We start from the raw sequence: 22,957 nt of genomic DNA on the forward strand, positions 1-22,957 counted from the left end.
TAATCTTAATTTTATTTTTTGTTTTATTTTTCTTTTCAGCTTTTTAAACTTTGTTAATTTATAACAAATGATAATACTTTATATTTGAAAACAAATTATAAAAATTGGTTCAAATACAATTTGTTTTTGTATATTTATTTTATATATAACTCATTGATTTTCTTTTTTTAACAAAAATAAACATTCTAAAAACAATTATACGGGGCAAATATACTAACAATTTGTTTAAAAAAACAATCTTTTAACAAAAATATTTAATAACATTTTTTGTTAATTACTTTTTAAACTTTTTCCTTTCAAAAAGAAATTCTTCAAAATACGGAATGTTTTTTGAATGTCTATTTCTAATATCGAAGTTTTCCTATCAAAGAAAACTAATTTCCTACGTGCAGTATCCAAATATTTCCAGTATTAAAGTCTGGATTAAACATATTTTTACCATGAATAGCTTCTGCTGCTTCTCTACTAAGAGCAGCTCCGCCTACATACACATAAGTAAAGTTTGTTTTCGGATGTACAAAACCTGCTACTTGATATTTTTTACGTAATTCCTGAATATAACGGAATGCATTACGTGGATCTCGGAATACTCCGACAACAACATAGTGACCTGGCGGTATTTTATCGCTGGCTATATTTTGTACTCGTATTACTGGTTCTACCTTAGGTGGCTCTTCTACTTTATCTACTTTGGGTGGTGGCGGTGTAGGTGTAGTTTTAGGTACAGTATCTTTGACCACAGGTGGTGTAATTTGTTTTCGAGCATCTGTTCTTCTACTTTCTATGCGTTGACGTGCTTTTTCACGAGCCTTTTGTCGTTGTGCCTGTTGTTTTTCACGAGAAAGTCTAGATGCTTTTTGTCTATCTCCTCCAAATTGTCCATTGATATGCACTCCCCAAGTATGTCCCAATTGTTTAATTTTTGCCCCTGCTCCATTTTCATATTCAAATCCTATACTCAATATATCGTTAATATGAAAACCTACACCTGCAAAAACACCATATTTTTGGGTATAACCCAGATAGGTCCAACCCAAACGAGGCAGGTCAACAGCTACATTACCCGTCATATTCAACTGATCTTGTTCTTTAGTTGCTCGAAACATAACTTGCCAATGTCCATCTTCAAGAATACTACTATTAGAATCATACATTGAACGATACATCAAATGTCCTGTAAAAGTTTTGTCTGCAAAAGCGGTCATTGCTTTACTATCAGCAAAAGAATAATCAAACAAATTTTCGGCAGTAACTCCCACATGAAAGGAACTTCGAGTAAGATCACCAAAATTAAAATCAAATCCTGGTTGAGCTGTTAATCCAAATGTTTTTTTGAAGTTAAAAAGAGGATCATTAGGTGCGTTAATTATTACTCGATTTTCATCAATCCCACTATACATAGGTATAACGTTTAAACCTAAGCGCAATCCCATATTATCGGAAAATTGCACATAATGTCCATAATTAAGTACAATACCCGTATTGGACATAATTCCTGCATTGCGTCTGTATACAAAAGCGTTGGCAGAACTTATTTCGTTCCAATTGATTCCGTACGAAAGTCCCATTAAGTTAAAGTTATCATTTTTAAACCCAGACCATTGTTGTCTATAATACAATCCCGCATTCTGTTCCTGAAAACCCAATAAGGGAAAGGCCGGGTTTGCCAAAAAGGTATTAAACTTAACAGATGAATGTGTTGGCATCTGATAAGGTAGATAAAATGATGCATCCTGGGCAAAAATATTCGCCCAGAATAGCATCATCAACCCCAAATAAATTCTTTTTAACATAATTCTTTTAATTATACCTTATCCTATTGATTTACAACAAAATAAGATTTGTTTTCATAAATGTGTTTATTTCTAATTTCTTTCTAATAAAATCCTATTTATACAGAAATCTACAATTAGTTAAGTACCGTGATTGTACCTTGTGCTTCGATTTGTCCTCCTTTTTCAATCACATAGAAGAAAATATTGGCTCGTCCTTTATTTTCTGTTCGCAACGATAAGGGAGGCCAGTCGCCTTTGTACGATTTTTGTTCTAAAACTTTTTTACCAGTTTGTGCATATATAGTAACGGTATATTGTGCATTGTTCATATATTGCTCTGGAAGTACCCATTTGTTGTTGGCATCTTCGGAAGAACTCATAATTACAATATTAGGTATTTTATCTATTTTAATAGCTTTTACATTGAAAATGATTTTTTCATCAATATATGTTTTGGTTTGTGTTGTCGAATTAACCACATAGGTTTTGAGTATATAATTTCCTTCTTTAGTTAATCGGAACGAATTAGTTTCTTTATCCACAACGCCATCTTCTGGCACTACTTCATAACCATCAAAAGCACCTTTCATATCAATACGAGCACCTACTCCTTCTATAATTTCGATTTTAAAAGCAACTATGGAGAGGTCTTGTGGTACATCTTTGATACGTAATTCGTCTAAACCATATTTTTTAAACTCAATATCTCGAGTAATTGAGCAATTTGGATCATCTTTAAGCGAAACTTTTAGTCGATATAGGCCCAAAGCATTTTTATATCCAGCAGAATTTACATCTTTTGTATCTGTGGTTACCTCCAAAGTAGGATTATTAGCTCCTTGTATTTCTTCTTCTCTTCCTGACACAATTTTATACCATTGATAATTAAAATCAGTACTTGTTTCGGAAGATTCTAATTTCAAAGGTTTGTTAGGTTCTAAAAGCCATACATTATTTCCAGAAGAAAGTTGAAAACCTGTTTCAGGTTTTTTAATAGCAATTTCTGTATGTTTTACTTCGTTGGAATATGTATTGCCTCCATTAAGTTGGACGCGATATTCACCACTTCCTGACGAAATTGTTATAAACGATTTTGTTTCACCAGCAATATCAATTTTATCTTTTTGCCACTGAAATGTAAAATATTGGTAATCAACACTTTCTACAACAGTTTGTTTATTATTATTCAAATGAGCTATAATTTTTTTAACATTGACTGTATTTTCACAAAGACGATACTCAACCTCTACATCGTAGTGTGTAGCTTCAGAAATTTCTCGTTTATCCAAAGGAATTGAAGAATTACAACCTCCAGTTTGAGTTACTACGGCATGATACGCTCCTTTTTCTGTTACATTATACGATGTACCTGTAGCATTAGTTATAACATTTCCATCTTTATACCATTGTACTGTATATTGTGCATTGTCTGGTATAATACGAAGTTCTAATTTAATCTCTTTTCCTCTATTGGGATAATAAATCTTATTGGTTATTTCAGCTTTTTTAGCTTGTTTTTGAATAGATGTTAGCTTATCATCTATATCAATATTATAAAAATCAAGATATTCTGCTCGGAACGGATCTTTTTCAATACGTACCGAAGAAGAAGTAACAGGACAACCTACCATAGGCGTTATCTCTACTTTGTACAAACCGAACTCAGAGGCAACATATGTATATTTGCCTTGCCCACTTGCACTCGTTATTTCTTTATCATCTTTAAACCATTTATAAGTCGCATTATTATCTTTAACCGAAGCAGTAAGCGTATGAGTTGTCCCCACACAAATAGATACTACCGGATTTCCTTCTATTTTGATATAATCAGCATCATAGAGTTTAACATCTAGTTCATTAGAATCAGTAATTGTTCCTGAAAAACTTGCCAACGTTGTTTTTACTTTGTATTTGCCATTTTGGCTGGCTCCTGTAAGTGTTAATGTTTTTCCTGTTTGTCCTGACGAGGTAGCATCTTTTTCCCAACTAAATGTAAAGAGGTCAAAATCAGATGCATTAACGGCTATTGATTGTCCTGCTGCTGTTTGTGCCTCTATTTTAGCTACTTGAAGCGTTACTTTGTCATACTTACAATCTTGATAAGCACTCTGATACGAAATTTCAATTTTGAAACTTGTAGGTGTTTCTATTTTTATTTTATCTGTTTCCTTCGTTACAGAACATTCGTCTTGAGAGGTAACTTTGGCATAATATTCTCCTGCTTCGGTAACGGTAAGTTGTGCTGAATTTTGTCCTGTCATTTTTGTACCATCTTTATACCATTCATATTTGGGAGAAACCGCTGTGGTAGTAACTCCAATAACTTTCGACTTACCAGGCAAAAGCACGGTACCACTAGGAGCTGTAATAGTTGTTGTAAAACCATCTTTTAAAGTAAGAGTTACATTAGCTGATTTAAGCATACATGTAGGATCATTTCCCATTTCTACACGATACACACCTGCTACATTACCTGTTGCTGAGGTTGTATAGCTTGTTTTCCCTATTCCTTCATCTATTTTCTGATTATCTTTATACCATATATAATTAGAGTTTGTTTCTTTTATGCTTGCTGTAAAAGTATGGGGTTTGCCTGAACACACATTTATATTGGCTGCTCCTTCGATACTAAGGGTTTGGGTACCTCGCATAGAAACTGTAATTGTTGGAGACATCGTAGCTTGCCCTAATGTTTCACAGTTTCCATAATTTACTTGTACTTTATATCTTCCAGATTGAGTAACAGTTAATGTATGAGATGTTTGGTTAGGAATTACAGCATCGTCTTTATACCATATATAAGCATTTGCTGTTTTATTATCTACTGAAATTTGACGAGAACCTCCACTACATAGTTCAACATTTTGATTATTATTCAATTTCAAATTAGTTGTAATAGAAGCATAATGAGCTTCAAAAGCCTTAGATTCTGACGAAGTTATACTACTATTAGATGATCTTACTCTAATTTTATAAGCAGCTCCATTCAACGTAGTAGGAACATTTGCAAAAATTATCTTTATATTATTTCTATCATTCTTTGCGTCCCTCCATTGAATACTACCTAATTGAGTTGGAGAAGAAAAATCTCCTGTTGGAGAAGATAATTCTGCAATCAAAGTATCTGTATCTGTTAAACTTGTAATTGCACCTGTAATTTTAAATGTTACGCCATAATGATTTTGTCCTGTAAAACTAGACGATATACACATTCTATCATAAGTACTAGAGTCTTTTGTCTTTAATTGCAAATCTGTAATATTCTGCCCATACCCTTGTTGCAAAAAACAAAAAAAGAGTATTATACCTATTATATTTTGCCATTTTTTCCACATAGTAGTTTTATTTTTTATAGTAAAAATATCTATTTTTAACATATTATTTTGTTTTGCTTAGCATATACAATTTTCAAAGGCAAATATATAAAAGTTTTTTTATATACAAATAGTTTTTTAAAAAAAGTTACAAATTTCTAAATTTTACAATTTCATTTTACATTTATTGAAAAAATAAAATATCTTAAAATCCTTGTAAAATAAGAGATTTCAAAGTTATTTTATTTGAAAATAAAACAAAAAAAAGTTATCAACACTTATGAACAATTGGCTGTTAATAATTTTTTATTCTCTATTTTTTCAATTTAGTTTTTCGAAACATCCTTTTTAGTAAGGATAATGACATACTATTTTTTTCAATATTTACACATTTTTACATAAAATCTGTTTAAATTTTTAGTTTTTATGCAATTTAACACAATATCAAACTAAATAAAATCGTAAAAGTAAGTATGTGCTGAATCTCTTAAATTTTATTTCTTGATTTTTGTCAAAACGATAAAAACATCGTCTTTACCCTATCTAATACGCTAAAGCTTCATTATATTTTCACAATACTATTTTTTTAAAATTGATGAGAAAATCCAGTAGATAAAAAGAATTTATTTTCACTATTATATATAGAATGTCCCAAACATATATCTATCTGCCAAGTATCTGTTAGTAAATACATAACTCCTATATCTATATTATGATCTGGATTAGCTTCCTTTGAAAAATTTGCAAAATACTCTACAAATAAATTAAGTGAATTTATGGGTGTATAATTTAATTCTGAAGTAATTAAATATGTATTAAATTGATTGATTAGTCCAAAATTTCCTACAAAAGATAACTTATTTATCAGTTCATATTCAAATGAAGATACTATTTCTACCGAAAGTTTTCTTTCAGGATAAATACTATAATTTGCATATCCAACTAAAGTAATTGCAGGTAATAATTCTTTTCCATTAGTTATACGCTGCTTTGCACTTAATACAACTCCATCTAATTCTATTATATGTTTATATTTTGAAAATAATGTTTCTAAACGGAGTTCTGTATGTTGTAATATTCCATATCTAAACATCAAATCATTTGTTATATTTTCTTTATTAAATATTAAACCCTCTTCTATTTGAAGTATTTTTTTAGGTAATATATATGTACCTTCACTCTGATCAGGTCTATCTGTATTGATAACTCCTAACTCTTGTCCTTGTATTTTGAAAAAAATAAAAATTATTAGTAAAAATATCCTTTTCATCTATTTTTTTAATAATTATTATATATAAAAAATATCTATTTTAAAATAATAATAACTTACTTTAAAAAAATATTTCTTTTTAATTTTTTAATAAACAATAACAACTAATTATTATCTTTTATCATTGATACCAAATTCTTTCCAAAGAGATTGATCTATAGAAAGTTTTACTACTTTTTTAGCTTCACTCATTTTTGATTGAATTTTTTCAACAATTTCATTAAAAGATTTTGTTTTATTTTTAAGCTCTGCTTTTAATTTTTCTTGTTGATTATTTTCTTCAATAGCTTCTACTAATAGTTTCTCTAATTCTTCAATAAAATCAGACTCTAATCCTCTTTTTGATACTTCTTTTAGATTATTTTTTAATCCTGAATTCATCAAATTTCCTTGTGATACAAGTTCTGCAAAACTCTTTCTTACTTTTGCCATAATTATTTTATTTTTAAAATTAAATTTTTATTTATTATATTTTTTTTGCAAAGATATAAAATTTATTCAAAATATAAATTTTTTAATGTATCTCCGTAATCACTAATAAAAAAATCTATTTGCCAAAAAATAGAATTCAAAAATAAAAAATACCATTGAAAATAAGATAATTATATTTTATGTTTTTGGTAAATTACCACAATGAAAATTATTTATTACACTAACCGGATATACAATATTTTTTAATTTATTTTTTTATTTTAAATACTATTTTTATTTTTAAAATTATATATTATTATTGTATATCTACATAAATAGATAGAATATATAAATAAAAAAATTGAGGAAACTATCCTCAATTTATAATTTAATATCCTCAACTTTAAGGAAATTATCCTCAATATAATTTTTATACTCCTCAATATTGAGGAATAATTCCTCAACTTATATTTTTTATTCCTCAATATAAAAAATTATTATATTCACTTATTTTTTATTCTAAAAAAGATATATAAACAAAAAAACATTTCAAAAAATATATTTTGAAATGTTTTTTTATTAAAAATAAAATTATCTCACCAATTTTTTATATTTGATTCTAGTAGGTGTAACCTCTTTTCCGAGTCTTTTGCGTTTGTTTTCTTCGTATTCGGAGAAACTTCCTTCAAAAAAATACACCTGAGAATCTCCTTCAAACGCCAAAATGTGTGTACAAATCCTATCTAAGAACCATCTATCGTGCGAGATGACTACTGCACACCCAGCAAAGTTCTCCAAGCCCTCTTCTAAGGCTCTGAGGGTATTAACATCAAGGTCATTGGTAGGCTCATCGAGTAAAAGGACGTTGCCTTCCTCTTTTAGGGTCATAGCAAGGTGCAAACGGTTACGTTCTCCTCCTGAAAGGGTAGCAACTTTCTTATTTTGGTCGCTTCCACTGAAATTAAATCGGCTGAGGTAGGCTCTGGAATTTACTTGATGTCCTCCCATAAGGATAAGGTCTTGTCCGTCAGAGAAATTTTCCCAAATAGATTTATTTGGGTCGATATTTTTATGCGTTTGGTCTACATAAGCGATTTTGACTGTGTCTCCAATGCTGAATTCTCCTGCATCGGGCTTTTCTTCTCCCATAATCATACGGAAAATAGTAGATTTACCTGCTCCATTAGGTCCAATAACCCCAACAATTCCTGCTTGTGGAAGTACAAAATTAAGATTATCATACAAAAGTTTATCCCCAAAGGCTTTAGCTACTCCTTTTGCTTCAATAACATTTGTTCCTAAGCGAGGACCATTCGGGATATAGATTTCGAGTTTCTCATCTAACTGTTTTTGGTCTTCATTTAAGAGTCTATCATAGTTTTGCAAACGTGCTTTTTGCTTTGTTTGGCGTCCTTTTGCTCCTTGACGTACCCATTCTAACTCTCTTTCAAGGATTTTTCTTCGTTTGGAAGCCGATTTTTCTTCTTGCTCCAATCGTTTTGCCTTTTGGTCAAGCCAAGAAGAGTAATTTCCTTTCCAAGGAATGCCTTCACCTCGGTCAAGTTCCAAAATCCAACCTGCAACATTGTCCAAAAAGTATCGGTCGTGGGTTACAGCGATTACAGTTCCTGCATATTGTTGTAAATGTTGCTCTAACCATAGCACAGATTCAGCATCAAGGTGGTTAGTAGGCTCATCAAGGAGCAAAACATCAGGATTTTGGAGTAATAATCGGCAAAGAGCAACGCGTCTTCGCTCTCCTCCCGATAAAACTTTGATAGGAGTGTCCGCTTCGGGGGTTCTTAGTGCGTCCATTGCTATTTCGAGCTTATTATCTATCTCCCAAGCCCCTGCAGCATCTATTTTATCCTGCAATTCGGCTTGTTTGTCCATCAATTTTTGCATTTTGTCGGGGTCAGAATAGACTTCTTCCAAGCCAAACATATCATTTATCTTGTTAAATTCGTCTAATAAGGCGATAGTTTGGGCTGCTCCCTCACGAACTACCTCTATTACGGTTTTGTTTTCGTCCAATTGGGGTTCTTGTTCCAAATATCCCACCGTATAACCGGGTGCGAAGACTACTTCCCCTTGATGATTCTTATCAACTCCGGCAATTATCTTCAAAAGAGAGGATTTTCCAGAGCCATTAAGCCCTAAAATACCTATTTTTGCTCCATAAAAGAAGCTAAGGTAAATATCTTTAAGTACTTGTTTATTAGTTGAAGCGTAAGTTTTGCTTACTTTCGACATCGAAAATATTACTTTCTTATCGTCTGACATTTTTTGTTAGTTTTAAACTTTTATAATTCTATTTTAAGATGATTTTATTCGTTAAAATTTGCAATCAAAATTAACCACAAATGAACACAAATATTTTTTTGATAAAAATATTAGCAAAATCTGTAATAAACTTTTTTATTGTCTATCAATGCTACTGATTTTTTCAATCAATTCTTGCACACTTTCATCAATGGATTTATGAGCTGTATCAATCACAATTCGGCTTTCTTCCCAAGGAGTGTATTTATATTTTTCGATTTCTTCCCAAGTAGGTAATTTCAAATTTGGAATATCTACTTTTCGTTGAGCTACACGTTTTTTATGTTCTTGAATATCAGAACATAAAACTTCTATATTTACCAAAAAACTATCGGTTGTGAGTGCGACATTTTTCCATTCTTCACGAGTCAATTCGATAGGGTTACAACAATCAATCACCACATTTTGTTGTAAATTTAGATTATCAGTAGCGATTTTGTAAGCCAAACGATAGCCTTCTCCTTGCACATCAAAAGAGCATAAATCCCTGATAGCCTGTTCGATAGTGTCTATTCTTAAATAATTAGCTTTGTATTTTTTTACGACAAATTGAGCAAGTGTAGATTTCCCGGAAGCTGGCAATCCTGAAAAAACAAACAACTTCGTTTTTTGCATTTTTAGGTATTTTTTTACAAAATTTCTGGTTATTACAACTTAAATAGTTGCTTCCATTAGCCTTTTGATGGTTTCAATATCTGAAATGGGGCGTACATTTTCATTCAAAAACTGCATTGAGTTCATTGAAAAAGGCATATTCCCTGCTGTTTTTTCAAAAATAGTTGCTGAAAAATGTATCTCGTTAAATCCTGCATTTTTTATTTCCTGAATATTCTGTGAATTGATACCTCCACCAGGCATTATAGACGGAAAACCTCCTGCTATTTCATTAAGTTTTTTTAACAGTGAGAGCCCTTCAATAGCGCTTTTTTTCTGTCCAGAAGACAAAATTCGTTTCACTCCCAAATTTTTTAATATCTCAATGGCTTCTTCGGGATTAGGCGTACAATCAAACGCTCTATGATAAATAAAATCCATATCGCCGGCAACCTCAATGAGTTTTTGGGTTCGCTCTACATCTATACGGCCATCTTTGTGCAATACGCCTGTGACTACACCATCACAATTAAGTTCTCGACAAAATTTTATATCACGTAACATCACATCAAATTCTGAGTCAGAATACGTAAAATCACCACTTCTGGGGCGTATCAGCACACAATTACTTATGGATAATTCATCCATAACTTTACTAATTAGTCCATAACTTGGGGTAATTCCTCCTACTCCCAATTCGGTACATAATTCTATTCGTTGAGCTCCTGCTAATTGAGCATTTCTTGCGGATTCAAACGAACTTGCACATACTTCAAATATCATAGTAATTTATTTTGAGCCACAAAAATACAAATTTTCTAAATCAAAAATATACTAATTGATACTTTTTTCATAACTTTGTATTTTCTATCTCGAATTTTCTTGAAAATGGAAACAAAAATACATTCTTTTTCATACAAAAAATACGATAACATAAACGATTTACCTACTGATTTGCAAACACTTATGCTCGAAGCTATTAAGATAAGAAATCAAGCCTATGTTCCTTATTCTTCTTTTGCTGTAGGCGTTGCTATTCTGCTTGACAATGGGGAAATCATAACTGGAAATAATCAGGAAAATGCTGCTTTTCCTTCAGGTACATGTGCTGAAAGAGTTGCTATTTTCTATGCAATGGCACAATATCCCAAAGCTAAGATTATGAAAATAGCTATTACAGGAACAAATATTAACTTTCCTAAAAATGAACCTGTTACTCCTTGTGGCAATTGCAGACAAGCCATTCTAGAATACGAATCCGTAAAAAAACAACCTATTGAAATACTTTGTATGGGTGCCACAGGTGAAGTTTTGGTGGTTTCGTCAGTAAAAGATTTTTTACCTTTTTGTTTTGATGAATTTTAATAATACATAAACATCTGTATTTCAACAACTTGAATAATAAAAATAATTTTTAATATATCTTTTGTTGGTAGATATTAGTATTTTTATCTATTTTTACACTCCAAAAAATAAAAAATTATCGTGAATAATCCGTTAGAACAATATAATCGTAGAAAGTTAATATCATCGTATTTCTCTGTTACTCTGAGTATTACACTTGTACTTTTTTTGTTGGGAGCCTTAGGATTTTTGGTACTCAACACTCAAAACATAACCAATAGCTTCAAAGAACAAATGTTAATTACAATATTCTTAAAAAATGAAGCCAAAGATGCTGATATTGAACAACTTCAAAAAACACTTTCGGTTGCCGAATATAGCAAATCTGTACATTTTATTTCCAAAGAAAAAGCTGCTGAAGTGTATAGCGAGGAATTGGGCGAGGATTTCGTTAGTTTTATAGGAGATAATCCTTTGCGAAATTCATTTGACTTGCATTTGAAAGCCGATTATGTAAATCCGCAACAAATAGTTGAAATTGCAGAAAATATTACTCAAAATCCATCTGTTTCAGAGGTATCTTACGATAAACCTATGATAGCCAAAATTCACGATAATATTAGTAAAATCAGTGTAATTATTCTCAGTATTTCGGGTATTTTTACTTTAGTCGCTATTCTGCTAATCAATTCTTCTATTCGACTTTCTGTATACTCTAAACGATTCATTATCAAAACAATGCAACTTGTAGGAGCTACTAAGAATTTCATCAGAAAACCTTTTATTTTGACTAATATTATGTTAGGAATTATTGGAGCTATTCTGGCATGTGGAGCGCTTTTTGTTTGTCTTTACTATGTTAATTTATATCTTCCTGATTTACAACTATTTAGCAATACCCAAAATTTTAGTATTGTATTTGGGGGGCTTTTCTTGCTGGGAATTTTCATTAGCTGGTTTAGCACATTTTTTGCAGCACAACGTTTTTTGAATTTGCATACAGACGATTTATATATTTAACAAAAATTTCTTAATAATGAAACAAGATTTTATTTTTAAAAAGAAAAACTATATTTTTATGCTTATTGGATTGTTTTTCATTGGGTTAGGTTTCATTCTAATGAGTGGAGGTGGAAGCGATAATCCCAATGTTTTCAATCCAGATATTTTCAATTTCAGGCGGCTTACTTTGGCTCCAACTTTAGTTCTTTTGGGATTCGCCATCGAAGTCTATGCTATTATGCTTAATGCTGATAAAAAGAAATAGATGGATACACTACATGCTATTATTATTGCTATTGTTGAAGGATTAACCGAATATCTACCTGTGTCGTCTACGGCACATATGATTTTCACTCGAACTATTTTGAGCATTCCTGAAGATGATTTTTTCAATATGTTTGCTATGTGCATTCAATTTGGAGCTATCTTAGCGGTTGTTACACTATATTGGAAAAAATTTTTTGACTTTACCAAATGGCAATTTTATATAAAATTGGCTTGTGCTGTTGTCCCTGCTTTGTTTTTAGGTGTTTTGTTTGACGATTATATTGATCAAATATTGGGCAAACCCATTCCCATAGCTATTGTACTAGTTATTGGTGGATTTGTTCTTCTGTTTGTAGATAATTTTTTCAAAAATCCTACTATTTTTCAAGAAAAAGATATTTCTATAAAAAAAGCAGTTATTATCGGCTTTTGGCAATGCTTGGCAATGATGCCCGGTACAAGCAGGTCAGCAGCTTCTATCATTGGAGGAATGCAACAAAAACTTTCGCGTGAAACAGCAGCCGAATTTTCATTTTTCCTTGCCGTACCTACAATGCTCGCTGTAATGGTTTATTCATTGATTATTAAAAACTACTTGATAGGTAATGCCAAACTCAAAGGATACGAACTTCTAGCTGAAAGTACTGATAAACTCTCGCTCTTTATACTGGGAAATATCGTTGCATATATAGTTGCAATTATTGCTATCAAAGGATTTGTTAATCTGATAAAAAAATATGGCTTCAAACCTTGGGGATACTATCGAATAATTGTTGGTACTTTGTTACTTATTTATTTTAATTTAAAAAATTAGAAAAATGCGTCTATTCTACTTATTTTTAATTAGTTGGACTTGTGGCTTTTCACAAGCCGTTGATTTATCTTTGGATTTGAACACCGGTAGTTCGTATCCACAGCATATGAAATCAAAAGTTCATATCAAACAACACATTAGCGGACAAGATATAGAAGCCATTGCTCAAACACAAACCGATTTGATTTTTAAAGTTCGAAAACAAGATAATTCTATCTACCAAACAGAGGCTTCTTATTCAAACATTTCAATGGATATGCAGACCAATATCAATGGTAAAGAAATGAGCTTAGGAAGAACTAAAGAACTTGTAAATCAAGGCATTGAACAAATCATAAATAATCCTTTTCAAGTAACAATCAACTCGAAAGGAAAAATTGTAAAAATAACACCTTTGGACATTATTTTTGAAAAAGCCATCCGAACTATTGTAAAAAATAATCAAAAAATACAACCTATTTCCAAACCTCAACAGGAGCAAACGCTGGAACAATTAAAAAAATCTTTTGGAGTAGAAACTCTTACTGCCAATTTAGAATCATTACTTACTATTTTTCCAAAAAAACGTGTTCAAATAGGCGAAAAATGGACTATTTCTTCTTTTCTTTCCAATGGAATGAATACGCTCATTACAACGGAATATATACTCAAAGAAATAAATCCTAATTATATTCTTATCTCTGGAAAAGCAAATATACATACTGAAAATGAAAGAGTTACGCTCGAACAAGGGCAAACTATTTTCTTTTCAATGAACGGAGAAATTCTTTCAACAATAAAACTTGACCCTAAAACAAAGTGGATTAAGCAGGCACAAATGAAGCAAGTCATCAAAGGAAATACACGAACCGTTGGTGACCGCTCTCACCCAGAAGGAATTACTATTCCTATTGATACGACTTCGGAGATAACTATTGATAATCAGTAAGTTAAAATATATAAAAATCTCTTTTTCAGTTTTTATTAGCCGAAATAGAGATTCTTTTCCTTTCAAAAAATATTATTTCTTATTTTCTGATTTTTGTTCAATTGGCTTTATTTTCTTATAAAGTGGAATCATATAAGTAATGGTATAATTATAATTTATTCCGTAAGTACTGCTTTCCCATACACGATTAACACCAGGTATCCAAAAATTGGGAAAATCATTGTCTTTCTGAAAAAGAATTTTGCTAAACCGAACCGATGCTCCTGCATACAGATTTTTGAATAACTCCACTTTCATTCCGATTACCAATTCAAGCCAATGGGCTGTTCGCCCGTTATACGTTGTTAAAATATTCGGATTAGTCCCTGTAATATTTTCGTTCCAATAGTTTCGTAGTGTATGAATTGTGTATGAATTGACCTCTTGGCTGAATTGCGCAAAACCGTATCTTCCTCCTACATAAATCATATTTTCCATACCATACCAGTTATCATACGAGTTGTAGTCGATACCAAGTCGTATGTACTGCCCATCGGTTGTGAAATTGAAATAATCTGTCTGTGAAGTCTTTTTTTCTTTGCCAATTTCTCCTGCCAAATAATATCGATAGTTCCAACGATAATCTCCTACAAGTTCAATTCCCCAATAATCTTTATCAAAAAACGAACGAATTGGTTTGCTAATATCAGCCCCAATACGCAATCCATAACGTTGTGTATAGGTTTGAGGCGCTAGTTCTGGCAATTTTTCTTCTTTTTTTTCTTTTTGTAGAGAATTTTCTCTTTTTGGCATGGCTTTTTCTGTTTTTTCCTGAGAAAATCCAACAAAAATCACTCCAAAACTAATAATAAATATGAATAGTAGCTTTTTTTTCATTTTCTAAATGATTAAATAATACACGAATCGAAGAAATCCACGAAGTAGTAGGTGTTTCTGCGGAAATATCTTTATAAATTACTTTGTATCCACAACCTTTATCGGCAAAAACTTGTTCGGGAGTGTAAGTTATTTTAAGTTCCGTTTCTTCTCCTGATGTAACAATATTATTAGTTATTACTGCATTTTTAACTAATACAAAAGTTGATTCGTTTTGAAACATTTTGAGCGGAAGTACGATAGAATCAGTTGAAGAAAATTGTATTGCTTCATTATTTACGTGACCTTTACCATATACGAGCAAATTGGACACAGATTTGGTTGTATTGGTTGCATCTTTGTCATACACCCGAACAATAAGGCGCGAGGTAACTACTGTATCTGCACAAATATCATCACGCTCACAAGAGGTTAGTCCGATAATAAATACTATGAATATAACAATTTTTTTCATTTTACCAAATATTTATTTTTTTTCTAAAAGTACCACATTTTCAACGTGATACGTTTGTGGAAACATATCAACGGGGCGTACTTTGGTTACCTTATATTTTTCGTTGAGTAAAGCCAAATCGCGGGCTTGGGTAGCACTATTGCAGCTTACATAAACAATTTTGAGAGGTGCTATTCGTAGAATTTGCTCTACAACATCTTTGTGCATTCCATCGCGAGGTGGGTCTGTGATAATCACATCAGGAAAGCCATTTTTTTGTATAAATTCATCATTAAATACGGATTTCATATCACCTACAAAAAAATCTATATTATTGATATTGTTATACTTAGCGTTCTCTTTGGCATCAGAAATAGCTTCTGAAACTGCCTCTACTCCAATTACTTTTCGCACCTTTTGAGCAACAAATTGAGCAATCGTTCCCGTTCCTGTATAGAGGTCATAAACCAATTCATCTCCTTTCAAATCAGCGAAATCACGCGTTACTTTATAAAGTTCATAAGCTTGTGCCGAATTGGTCTGATAAAACGATTTTGCATTGATTTTAAATCGCAAGCCTTCCATCTGTTCATAAATACATTCGCTTCCGTGATAGCAAATAATTTCTTGGTCATAGATAGAATCGTTGGCTTTACTATTTATAATGTATTGTAATGAGGTGATTTGTGGGAATTTTTCTATCAAAAAATCTAATAATTGCGTTCGTTTTTTTATATTTTCTTCAAAAAATTGAATTACAACCATAATATCACCTGTTGAACTAATACGAATCATCATTGAACGTAACAATCCGGTTTGATTGCGTGGATTATAAAAAGGCAAATTGTGTCGCAGAGCAAACTCTTTGGTTGCCAACCGAATCGCATTGGAGGGATCTTCTTGCAAATGGCACTGGTTAATATCCAACACTTTATCCCACGCCCCTGCTATATGAAACCCTAAACCATTTCGATTACTTATCTCTTGCTCTGATTGGATTTCTTGCGGAGTAAGCCAACGCATATCCGAGAAAGAAAACTCCATTTTGTTACGATAAAAATATTTTTCAGCAGAACTTACAATAGGTAAAAGTTCAGGGATTTCAATTCCTCCCAAGCGTTTAAGATTATTTTCTACTTCTTTTTGCTTGTAAAAAAGCTGATGTTCATACGCCATATTTTGCCATTTGCATCCTCCACAATACCCAAAATGTTCACAAACGGGCTCGGTTCGCTTTGTTGATTTTTGACGAAAAGCTATTATAGTTCCTTCGTAATAAGATTTGCGTTTTTTGAAAACCTGTACATCAACTACATCATCAGGGACAACTCCTTCTAAGAAAATCACACGTCCATCAGGAGCCTTAGCAACACTCTTACCTTTAGCTCCTGCATCAATTACCAAGATATTTTCAAAAATTTGTTTCTTATCCTTCTTTCCCATAGGTGCAAAGATAACTGTTTTTAATTATAAATGAATATGAATTTCAATCCAAATTTAAAATAATACCTGTTTTATTTTTGTTTTTTCCCAAACCCTAATATTCGGGCAAATTCGCCAAGCCAAAGTACAATACTTGTTCCAACTATAATAATCCCCCAATCTTCTATTTTTAAAGGAGTTACACTAAACATCACTCCTCCAAAAGTCGTAATAATAATTTGTCCTATAATAATAATCAACGCTATAAACAAAAATCCTTTATTATTAGACAAATTATAAAATGTACTTCTACCTGTTCGATAAGCCTTAGCATTGAACATATTCCAGAATTGCAACATTACAAAAATAGAAAAAAACAGCGATAATTCGTAAGGAGAAAGTCCGTTTTCTACATTTGTAAAATTAAAAAAATTAGAAAAATAATCTACAACAGAAAAATCTGTAATCGATTGTATATCTGTATTTTTAAAATATTGAACCAGTCCGAAAAGAAAAATAATGAAAAATCCGCCTACACCAAATATCGCTCTTGCCATTGGTAAGGTAATAATATTCGATTTTCGTTCGCGAGGTCTATCTTTCATTACTTTTTTACTTGGAGGAAGTGATGCCAAAGCCAAAGCTGCAAAGGTATCCATAATCAAATTGACCCAAAGCATCTGTGTAACAGTCAAAGGAGTTTCTGTACCTAAAAAAGCTCCTATAAGAACAATAATACATGCTACTACATTGATTGTCAACTGGAAAAGAATAAAACGTTGGATATTCAAATAAAGCGAACGCCCCCACATCACTGCCTTACCAATACTACTGAACGAATTGTCTAAAATAGTTATATCACTGGCTTCTTTGGCTACTGAAGTTCCATCACCCATTGAAAGTCCCACTTGGGCTGCTTTGAGTGCCGGAGCATCATTGGTTCCATCACCTGTTACTGCTACAACTCCATCTTTTCTTTGTAATAAATTGACCAAGCGGGCTTTATCTAACGGACGAGCTCTTGAAATAACTCGCAAATCAGAAAGTTTTTCTGAAAGTTCTTCATCAGAAAGATTAGCAAAATCAGCTCCTGAAATATGATTTTTATCATCGCACGTTGCGTCCCAAAGTCCAATTTGTCGTGCAATTTCCTTAGCTGTACCAGGAGTATCTCCTGTTACAATTTTTATTTGAATACCCGCAGACATACATTCTTCAATAGCCTTAGGAACATCTTGGCGAACAGGGTCACTAATAGCTGTTATCCCAATGAAATTTAATCCATAAACAATCAATTTACCATTTTCTGAAATAATGGTATTTTCATCATCAATCACTTTATAAGCAAATCCAATAGTTCGCATAGCTTGAGATTGATATTGTTCTAATTTACGTTCAAATTCAGGTTGTGAAATTTCAGAAAGTAATTGTTTATCTGATGATTGACAAAAATTCATTATAATTTCGGGAGCGCCTTTTACATACAAAATTGTTTTTTTCAATACAGGTGATTTCACCAATGTTGCCATATATTTTCGCTCAGTAGAAAACGTCAATTGTGATATAATTGGTGTTGCTTCGCGAATAGACAGATAATTAATTTTTTGATTATCAAGCCATAACAATAAAGCCCCTTCAGTCGGATTGCCCAAAACTTGTGGTTTTTCATTATCTGAGAAATCTAAATATGCCGTTGAATTAACTGCCATTGATTCAGCAATAAGTTGTCTTTCGTCAGTTTGATTTGAAAATTTATTAAAAAAAGTTTCGTATATTTTCATCTGATTTTGCGTAAGCGTTCCTGTTTTGTCAGTACAAATTACGGTGGTGGCGCCCATAGTTTCGCAAGCATGCATTTTTCTCACTAAGTTATTGGTTTTCATCATACTACGCATACTATATGCTAAACTTAGTGTCACGCTCATTGGCAAACCCTCAGGTACGGCAACTACAATTACTGTAATTGCAATCATCACAGTATTAAGCAGATATCCTCCAAAACTAACCCAATCTATTGGAGTATGTACTGGATTTGAAAAATAAACTAATAAGCGACCAATAATAACTAAAGTAGCTATTGCGTAACTGATTTTGGTTATCATTCCTGCTAAATGGTCAAGTTGTTCATTAAGAGGTGTTTTAACAGAATCATCGATCTGTACACCTTCAAAAACTTTTCCGTATTCGGTATTATCCCCCACTTTTTTTACTTGAAAAATACAATGTCCATCTACCACAGAAGTTCCGCGACAAATGTAATTAGACGGATACGTAGCCTCATACTCAAACTCTTGAGGATTAGTCGTTTTTGAAACCAAAGGCTCTCCCGTAAGTGATGATTCATTTATTTGCAAAGAAATAGCCTCTAGAAGTTCTCCATCAGCAGGAACCTCTTCACCTGTTTCTAAAATAATTACATCATCAACTACAATTTCTTTTTTGAGAATTTGAGTAATTTTTTCATTTCGGATAACTTTATAGTAAATATCATCATTAACCTGATTGAGTATTTCAAATTGTTTATTCGCCCTCATTTCAAAATAAAAAGCCACTCCTGTTGCCAAAAGGATAGCAAATAAAATTCCAATAGGTTCTAGAAATACACTAAATCCTTTATCGGTATGAACAAAATATTCGTAACAAGAAATTCCAAAAGAAAAGACCAAGGCTACTAATAAAATAGCTATAATTGGGTCCGAGAATTTCTCTAAAAATTGTTTCCACAGTGGCTCACCTTCCACAGCTGTTAGCGTATTGGTTCCATATTTTTGATGATTTTCAAGAACTTGTGTATCTGTAAGTCCTTTATAATGATAATTTTGAGACATATTCTTTTAGCTTTTTCCTTAAAATATCGAAGGCAAAAATATAAAAAATTTTGATTGCAAATCGTTTTTTTGTACTTTATATTTTAAAGTAATTAATTTTTAGTTTTATATTTCCAATCAACAAATGATAAAATTTTATCAAAAAATAAAATTTTATCAAATCTTATTGGAAAAATCATTTTTTGGTACTATTTTTGCTGTGTTTTAAATTAAAAAAATAATAAAAAAGATGAAAAAAATTCTATTACTTACAATTATTTTAGGAAGTCTATTAACTTCATGCGCAAGTGTTAGCGTATCTTCAGACTTCGATAGAGAGGTCTATTTTCCTCAGTTCAGAACTTTCGCCTTCTTAAAAGAAGGTATTGACAAAGTTGAAATTTCAGATTTGGACAAAAAACGTATTTTACGTAGTATCGAAGCAGAATTGACTAAAAAAGGACTTACTCTTACGGATAACAATCCTGATATTTTAGTTAATTTTTTCACAAAAGAACGAGAACGTCAAGACATTTATAACAATGTCGGTTTTGGCTGGGGTTGGGGACCCTTTTGGGGTGGTACATCTTACAATGTAAGTCCACCACGTACTGAAGGGACTCTCTTCATTGATATTATCAGTGCTGAGAAAAAAGATTTGATATGGCAAGGAAAAGGAGTCGGAACACTTTCAAACTACGACAAAGACGAACGAATAAACCAATTTGTTGCCGAGATTCTAAAACAATATCCTCCGCAGGTTAAATCTAAAAAATAAATGGTCCAAAGATTTCCTAAACAAAATTTAGGAAATCTTTTTTTATTTTTGTTGTTTTATACAATGAAAAAAAGTTTAAAATTTGACAGATAATAAAATATATTGTATCTTTGTAAAATCCTCTAATTAAGAGCTATAAAATTACAACAAATAGAGCAAATTATAATCCTGTCATTAAGCAAGTCAATTATGTAATTATTATTTGCTAGATTAAGATACATTAGTTGCATCTAAAATTAAAAAATTCATTTATTTTAATATTTCGTATAAAAAAACTATGATTCAAGCGACGAATATACATAAGAAATTTGGCGGTTTAGAAGTTCTAAAAGGCGTTGATATACAAGTAGATAAAGGCAGTATTGTTTCTATTGTGGGAGCTTCGGGAGCTGGAAAAACTACACTACTGCAAATATTGGGAACATTGGAAAGAATGTCTGCTGTGCCAAATGCTTCTTTGATAATTAACAATGTAAAAATCAACGAATTGTCTTCTAAAAAATTAGCCAAATTTCGTAACGAAAATATCGGATTTATTTTCCAATTTCATCAGTTATTACCTGAATTTACAGCGCTTGAAAATGTTTGTATTCCTGCTTTTATTCAAGGTAAAAACAAATCAGAAGCTATGCCTAAAGCCAAAGAACTTCTTGATTTTTTGGGGCTTTCAAACCGATTTGAACACAAACCCAATATGCTATCTGGCGGCGAACAGCAGCGTGTGGCAGTAGCCAGAGCACTTATCAATAATCCCGCTGTGGTCTTTGCCGATGAACCTAGTGGAAATCTTGATTCAGAAAGTGCAGAACATCTGCATAAATTATTCTTTCGACTCCGAGATGAGCTAAATCAAACATTTGTCATCGTAACTCACAATACCGATTTGGCAATAATGGCTGATAAAAAATTAGTCATGCAAGATGGAAAAATAATTTCATAAAATATTCTTTTACAACTATTTATGCTAAAAAACAATTTGTCGTTTGAAGAATTACGCGATTTTCTTAATCAAAAAACAGACCAATATAACCACCCCGAATTTGTAGAAACTGACCCTATACAAATTCCGAAATTTTTTTCAGAGAAAGAGGATATTGAAATTTCAGGATTCTTAGCCGCTACCATAGCTTGGGGACAACGAAAAACAATTATCAAAAATGCCAAACGCATTATGGATTTACTTGGCAATTCGCCATATGATTTTATAATGTCTTACAAACCTTCTGACTTAATTCCGCTACAATCTTTTGTTCATCGGACTTTTAACGGACAAGATTTAACCGAGTTTATACATTCGTTACGAAAAATATATTTACAATTTGGAAGTTTGGAAGAGGCTGTGTATCAATGTATTGAAAATAACAATCTACAAAAAGGAATTTCAAATTTCAAACAACTTTTTTTCAAAGAAACTCAATCAATACGTACATTAAAACATCTATCTGACCCCGAAAAAGGCTCTGCCGCCAAGCGTATCAATATGTATTTCCGATGGCTTGTTCGTCATGATAATAAAGGGGTTGATTTGGGAATTTGGAAACGAATTACCCCCTCTCAACTCTCGTGCCCTCTTGATGTTCACTCAGGAAATGTTGCACGCTGTTTGGGACTAATAACTCGAAAACAAAACGATGCCAAATCGCTTGCCGAACTTGACAAAAATTTACGACTTTTTGATGCAAACGACCCTGCCAAATATGATTTTGCTCTTTTTGGCTTAGGAATTTTTGAAGATTTCTGCAAACGAAAAGAGTTTTAATTCAAACCTTTTAACCAATTATATTTTATTCTTCTGTAATAACTGGTGTCTGTTCTTGTCGAGCTATTTCATCAATGTATTTTCTTAACTCTTTTCCGTATTTAGAATTGACAACTTCATTAGATAATGAATTATAAATCGAATCTAAGTACTTGCGTTGTAGAGCATATCCATCAGCCAACGCTATGTAAGGTGCTATATACGAATCCTTATGAGTTAATGCATAATTGACTGAAAATAGATATTGTCGAATTTTATTTTTGTTAGAAAGTTGTAAAATAGAATCCGCAAATTGCAGATTTTTATCTTTAACTGCTTGTATTTGTTGTGCTAAAAGTTCAGTATTACGTTGTCCGAATTTTCGCATTGTAAGATTGTATTCTTCAAATAATTTTTGAGTTTCAGAACCTGAAATACGTGCATTGAGGTCAAAAGTTTCGTTATATGTATCAATTATTATAGTTTTGGGCTCACCAAAAAATAAGATTCGATTACTGAAATTTGCATTATTTTTTCTATCCAAATACAAACAGAAAACTTCGGGACTTTTCAAGGGTACTTTGAATAAAAACGTACCGCTTCCGTTTGCTATAACAGAGTCTATATTATGTGTATTTCCGTGATTATCAAAATTTTGTAAAAAAATAGTTCCCTGTTTTAGTCCTTCTACATTTCCTTTGACTATCATCAGGTTTTCATCTGATTGCGAACATCCTATGGCAAGGAATATCACCAGAATTGTTATAAATATTTGTTTCATATATTCAAAACTTAATTGATTTGTATCTTTTCTATTGTCCTAAAAATGAAATATTTATAATGTTTTTATTTTCAATCTTAT

20 protein-coding genes are annotated in these 22,957 nt (G+C 31.8%); 8 read left to right on the plus strand and 12 right to left on the minus strand.

The genetic code is table 11. The features are described from left to right. Positions 1–374: 374 nt before the first annotated feature. From OO775_RS00320 to OO775_RS00350, 7 genes are all read right to left on the minus strand, one after another. On the minus strand, positions 375–1,793 hold the full coding sequence (locus OO775_RS00320) for a PorP/SprF family type IX secretion system membrane protein (protein ID WP_264844976.1): 1,419 nt from the start codon (positions 1,791–1,793) through the stop codon (positions 375–377). A gap of 116 nt (positions 1,794–1,909) precedes the next feature. After that, positions 1,910–5,152, minus strand: coding sequence for a hypothetical protein (locus OO775_RS00325; RefSeq protein WP_264844978.1), 3,243 nt, complete (start codon positions 5,150–5,152; stop codon positions 1,910–1,912). Between the two features lie 523 nt (positions 5,153–5,675). Continuing rightward, positions 5,676–6,359, minus strand: coding sequence for a transporter (locus tag OO775_RS00330; RefSeq protein WP_264844979.1), 684 nt, complete (start codon positions 6,357–6,359; stop codon positions 5,676–5,678). Positions 6,360–6,470: 111 nt separating this feature from the next. Then, the gene (locus OO775_RS00335; RefSeq protein ID WP_264844980.1) at positions 6,471–6,791 is read right to left on the minus strand and encodes a hypothetical protein; all 321 of its coding nucleotides are present in this window, start codon (positions 6,789–6,791) and stop codon (positions 6,471–6,473) included. A gap of 570 nt (positions 6,792–7,361) precedes the next feature. Beyond that, a complete protein-coding gene (ettA, locus tag OO775_RS00340) occupies positions 7,362–9,053 on the minus strand; it encodes an energy-dependent translational throttle protein EttA (RefSeq protein ID WP_264844982.1) in 1,692 nt (563 codons plus the stop codon). A 135-nt stretch (positions 9,054–9,188) separates the two neighbouring features. Beyond that, complete coding sequence (locus tag OO775_RS00345; RefSeq protein WP_264844983.1) at positions 9,189–9,707, minus strand: P-loop nucleotide/nucleoside kinase family protein; 519 nt, start codon at positions 9,705–9,707, stop codon at positions 9,189–9,191. A gap of 39 nt (positions 9,708–9,746) precedes the next feature. Further along, positions 9,747–10,469: a copper homeostasis protein CutC gene (locus OO775_RS00350; protein ID WP_264844985.1), complete on the minus strand. Its 723-nt coding sequence runs from the start codon at positions 10,467–10,469 to the stop codon at positions 9,747–9,749. Positions 10,470–10,574: 105 nt separating this feature from the next. Here OO775_RS00350 and cdd point away from each other — a divergent pair, with 105 nt between their 5' ends. The 5 genes from cdd (at position 10,575) to OO775_RS00375 (ending at position 14,041) form a co-directional block, all read left to right on the plus strand. After that, positions 10,575–11,051 carry a cytidine deaminase gene (gene cdd, locus OO775_RS00355; RefSeq protein WP_264844987.1) on the plus strand — a complete coding sequence of 159 codons (477 nt, stop codon included), beginning with the start codon at positions 10,575–10,577 and terminating at the stop codon, positions 11,049–11,051. 120 nt (positions 11,052–11,171) lie between these two features. Then, positions 11,172–12,050: a cell division protein FtsX gene (locus OO775_RS00360; protein ID WP_264844988.1), complete on the plus strand. Its 879-nt coding sequence runs from the start codon at positions 11,172–11,174 to the stop codon at positions 12,048–12,050. A 16-nt stretch (positions 12,051–12,066) separates the two neighbouring features. Continuing rightward, positions 12,067–12,297, plus strand: a complete 231-nt coding sequence (locus tag OO775_RS00365; protein ID WP_264844989.1) for a DUF3098 domain-containing protein — start codon at positions 12,067–12,069, stop codon at positions 12,295–12,297. Then, complete coding sequence (locus OO775_RS00370; RefSeq protein ID WP_264844990.1) at positions 12,298–13,113, plus strand: undecaprenyl-diphosphate phosphatase; 816 nt, start codon at positions 12,298–12,300, stop codon at positions 13,111–13,113. Positions 13,114–13,117: 4 nt separating this feature from the next. Next, positions 13,118–14,041, plus strand: a complete 924-nt coding sequence (locus tag OO775_RS00375) for a DUF6263 family protein (protein ID WP_264844991.1) — start codon at positions 13,118–13,120, stop codon at positions 14,039–14,041. A 72-nt stretch (positions 14,042–14,113) separates the two neighbouring features. Here OO775_RS00375 and OO775_RS00380 read toward each other — a convergent pair whose 3' ends face one another. The 4 genes from OO775_RS00380 to OO775_RS00395 all read right to left on the minus strand — a co-directional run bounded on the left by OO775_RS00380 (position 14,114) and on the right by OO775_RS00395 (position 19,600). Then, positions 14,114–14,917 (minus strand): DUF6048 family protein, encoded by an 804-nt coding sequence (locus OO775_RS00380; protein ID WP_264844992.1) that lies wholly within the window; start codon positions 14,915–14,917, stop codon positions 14,114–14,116. Next, the gene (locus tag OO775_RS00385) at positions 14,883–15,371 is read right to left on the minus strand and encodes a DUF6452 family protein (protein ID WP_264844993.1); all 489 of its coding nucleotides are present in this window, start codon (positions 15,369–15,371) and stop codon (positions 14,883–14,885) included. Before OO775_RS00385 ends, OO775_RS00380 begins: the two co-directional genes overlap by 35 nt. 12 nt (positions 15,372–15,383) lie before the next feature. Continuing rightward, positions 15,384–16,793 carry a 23S rRNA (uracil(1939)-C(5))-methyltransferase RlmD gene (gene rlmD, locus OO775_RS00390; RefSeq protein ID WP_264844995.1) on the minus strand — a complete coding sequence of 470 codons (1,410 nt, stop codon included), beginning with the start codon at positions 16,791–16,793 and terminating at the stop codon, positions 15,384–15,386. Positions 16,794–16,864: 71 nt separating this feature from the next. Continuing rightward, entirely contained in the window at positions 16,865–19,600 is a 2,736-nt protein-coding gene (locus tag OO775_RS00395; RefSeq protein WP_264844996.1) for a calcium-translocating P-type ATPase, PMCA-type, read from the minus strand. A 229-nt stretch (positions 19,601–19,829) separates the two neighbouring features. On the opposite strand from OO775_RS00395, the gene OO775_RS00400 reads away from it, so the two are divergent. The 3 genes from OO775_RS00400 to OO775_RS00410 all read left to right on the plus strand — a co-directional run bounded on the left by OO775_RS00400 (position 19,830) and on the right by OO775_RS00410 (position 22,116). Continuing rightward, entirely contained in the window at positions 19,830–20,357 is a 528-nt protein-coding gene (locus tag OO775_RS00400; protein WP_264844997.1) for a DUF4136 domain-containing protein, read from the plus strand. 277 nt (positions 20,358–20,634) lie between these two features. Beyond that, entirely contained in the window at positions 20,635–21,297 is a 663-nt protein-coding gene (locus OO775_RS00405; RefSeq protein ID WP_264844999.1) for an ABC transporter ATP-binding protein, read from the plus strand. 21 nt (positions 21,298–21,318) lie between these two features. After that, on the plus strand, positions 21,319–22,116 hold the full coding sequence (locus OO775_RS00410) for a TIGR02757 family protein (protein ID WP_373874536.1): 798 nt from the start codon (positions 21,319–21,321) through the stop codon (positions 22,114–22,116). Positions 22,117–22,141: 25 nt separating this feature from the next. Here OO775_RS00410 and OO775_RS00415 read toward each other — a convergent pair whose 3' ends face one another. Next, positions 22,142–22,876, minus strand: coding sequence for a DUF4369 domain-containing protein (locus OO775_RS00415; protein WP_264845001.1), 735 nt, complete (start codon positions 22,874–22,876; stop codon positions 22,142–22,144). Positions 22,877–22,957: the final 81 nt, after the last annotated feature.

This window comes from Capnocytophaga catalasegens (genome assembly GCF_026005215.1).
Taxonomy (GTDB): Bacteria; Bacteroidota; Bacteroidia; order Flavobacteriales; family Flavobacteriaceae; genus Capnocytophaga; species Capnocytophaga catalasegens.

Excerpts from the sequence above, each read along its gene's own strand:
- OO775_RS00395 (WP_264844996.1), bottom strand. The coding sequence starts at position 19,600 with ATGTCTCAAAATTATCATTATAAAGGACTTACAGATACACAAGTTCTT.
- OO775_RS00400 (WP_264844997.1), top strand. The coding sequence starts at position 19,830 with ATGAAAAAAATTCTATTACTTACAATTATTTTAGGAAGTCTATTAACT.
- rlmD (WP_264844995.1), bottom strand. The coding sequence starts at position 16,793 with ATGGGAAAGAAGGATAAGAAACAAATTTTTGAAAATATCTTGGTAATT.
- OO775_RS00345 (WP_264844983.1), bottom strand. The coding sequence starts at position 9,707 with ATGCAAAAAACGAAGTTGTTTGTTTTTTCAGGATTGCCAGCTTCCGGG.
- OO775_RS00325 (WP_264844978.1), bottom strand. The coding sequence starts at position 5,152 with ATGTTAAAAATAGATATTTTTACTATAAAAAATAAAACTACTATGTGG.
- OO775_RS00365 (WP_264844989.1), top strand. The coding sequence starts at position 12,067 with ATGAAACAAGATTTTATTTTTAAAAAGAAAAACTATATTTTTATGCTT.
- OO775_RS00405 (WP_264844999.1), top strand. The coding sequence starts at position 20,635 with ATGATTCAAGCGACGAATATACATAAGAAATTTGGCGGTTTAGAAGTT.
- OO775_RS00415 (WP_264845001.1), bottom strand. The coding sequence starts at position 22,876 with ATGAAACAAATATTTATAACAATTCTGGTGATATTCCTTGCCATAGGA.
- ettA (WP_264844982.1), bottom strand. The coding sequence starts at position 9,053 with ATGTCAGACGATAAGAAAGTAATATTTTCGATGTCGAAAGTAAGCAAA.
- cdd (WP_264844987.1), top strand. The coding sequence starts at position 10,575 with ATGGAAACAAAAATACATTCTTTTTCATACAAAAAATACGATAACATA.
- OO775_RS00380 (WP_264844992.1), bottom strand. The coding sequence starts at position 14,917 with ATGAAAAAAAAGCTACTATTCATATTTATTATTAGTTTTGGAGTGATT.
- OO775_RS00375 (WP_264844991.1), top strand. The coding sequence starts at position 13,118 with ATGCGTCTATTCTACTTATTTTTAATTAGTTGGACTTGTGGCTTTTCA.
- OO775_RS00330 (WP_264844979.1), bottom strand. The coding sequence starts at position 6,359 with ATGAAAAGGATATTTTTACTAATAATTTTTATTTTTTTCAAAATACAA.
- OO775_RS00385 (WP_264844993.1), bottom strand. The coding sequence starts at position 15,371 with ATGAAAAAAATTGTTATATTCATAGTATTTATTATCGGACTAACCTCT.
- OO775_RS00410 (WP_373874536.1), top strand. The coding sequence starts at position 21,319 with ATGCTAAAAAACAATTTGTCGTTTGAAGAATTACGCGATTTTCTTAAT.
- OO775_RS00350 (WP_264844985.1), bottom strand. The coding sequence starts at position 10,469 with ATGATATTTGAAGTATGTGCAAGTTCGTTTGAATCCGCAAGAAATGCT.
- OO775_RS00370 (WP_264844990.1), top strand. The coding sequence starts at position 12,298 with ATGGATACACTACATGCTATTATTATTGCTATTGTTGAAGGATTAACC.
- OO775_RS00320 (WP_264844976.1), bottom strand. The coding sequence starts at position 1,793 with ATGTTAAAAAGAATTTATTTGGGGTTGATGATGCTATTCTGGGCGAAT.
- OO775_RS00335 (WP_264844980.1), bottom strand. The coding sequence starts at position 6,791 with ATGGCAAAAGTAAGAAAGAGTTTTGCAGAACTTGTATCACAAGGAAAT.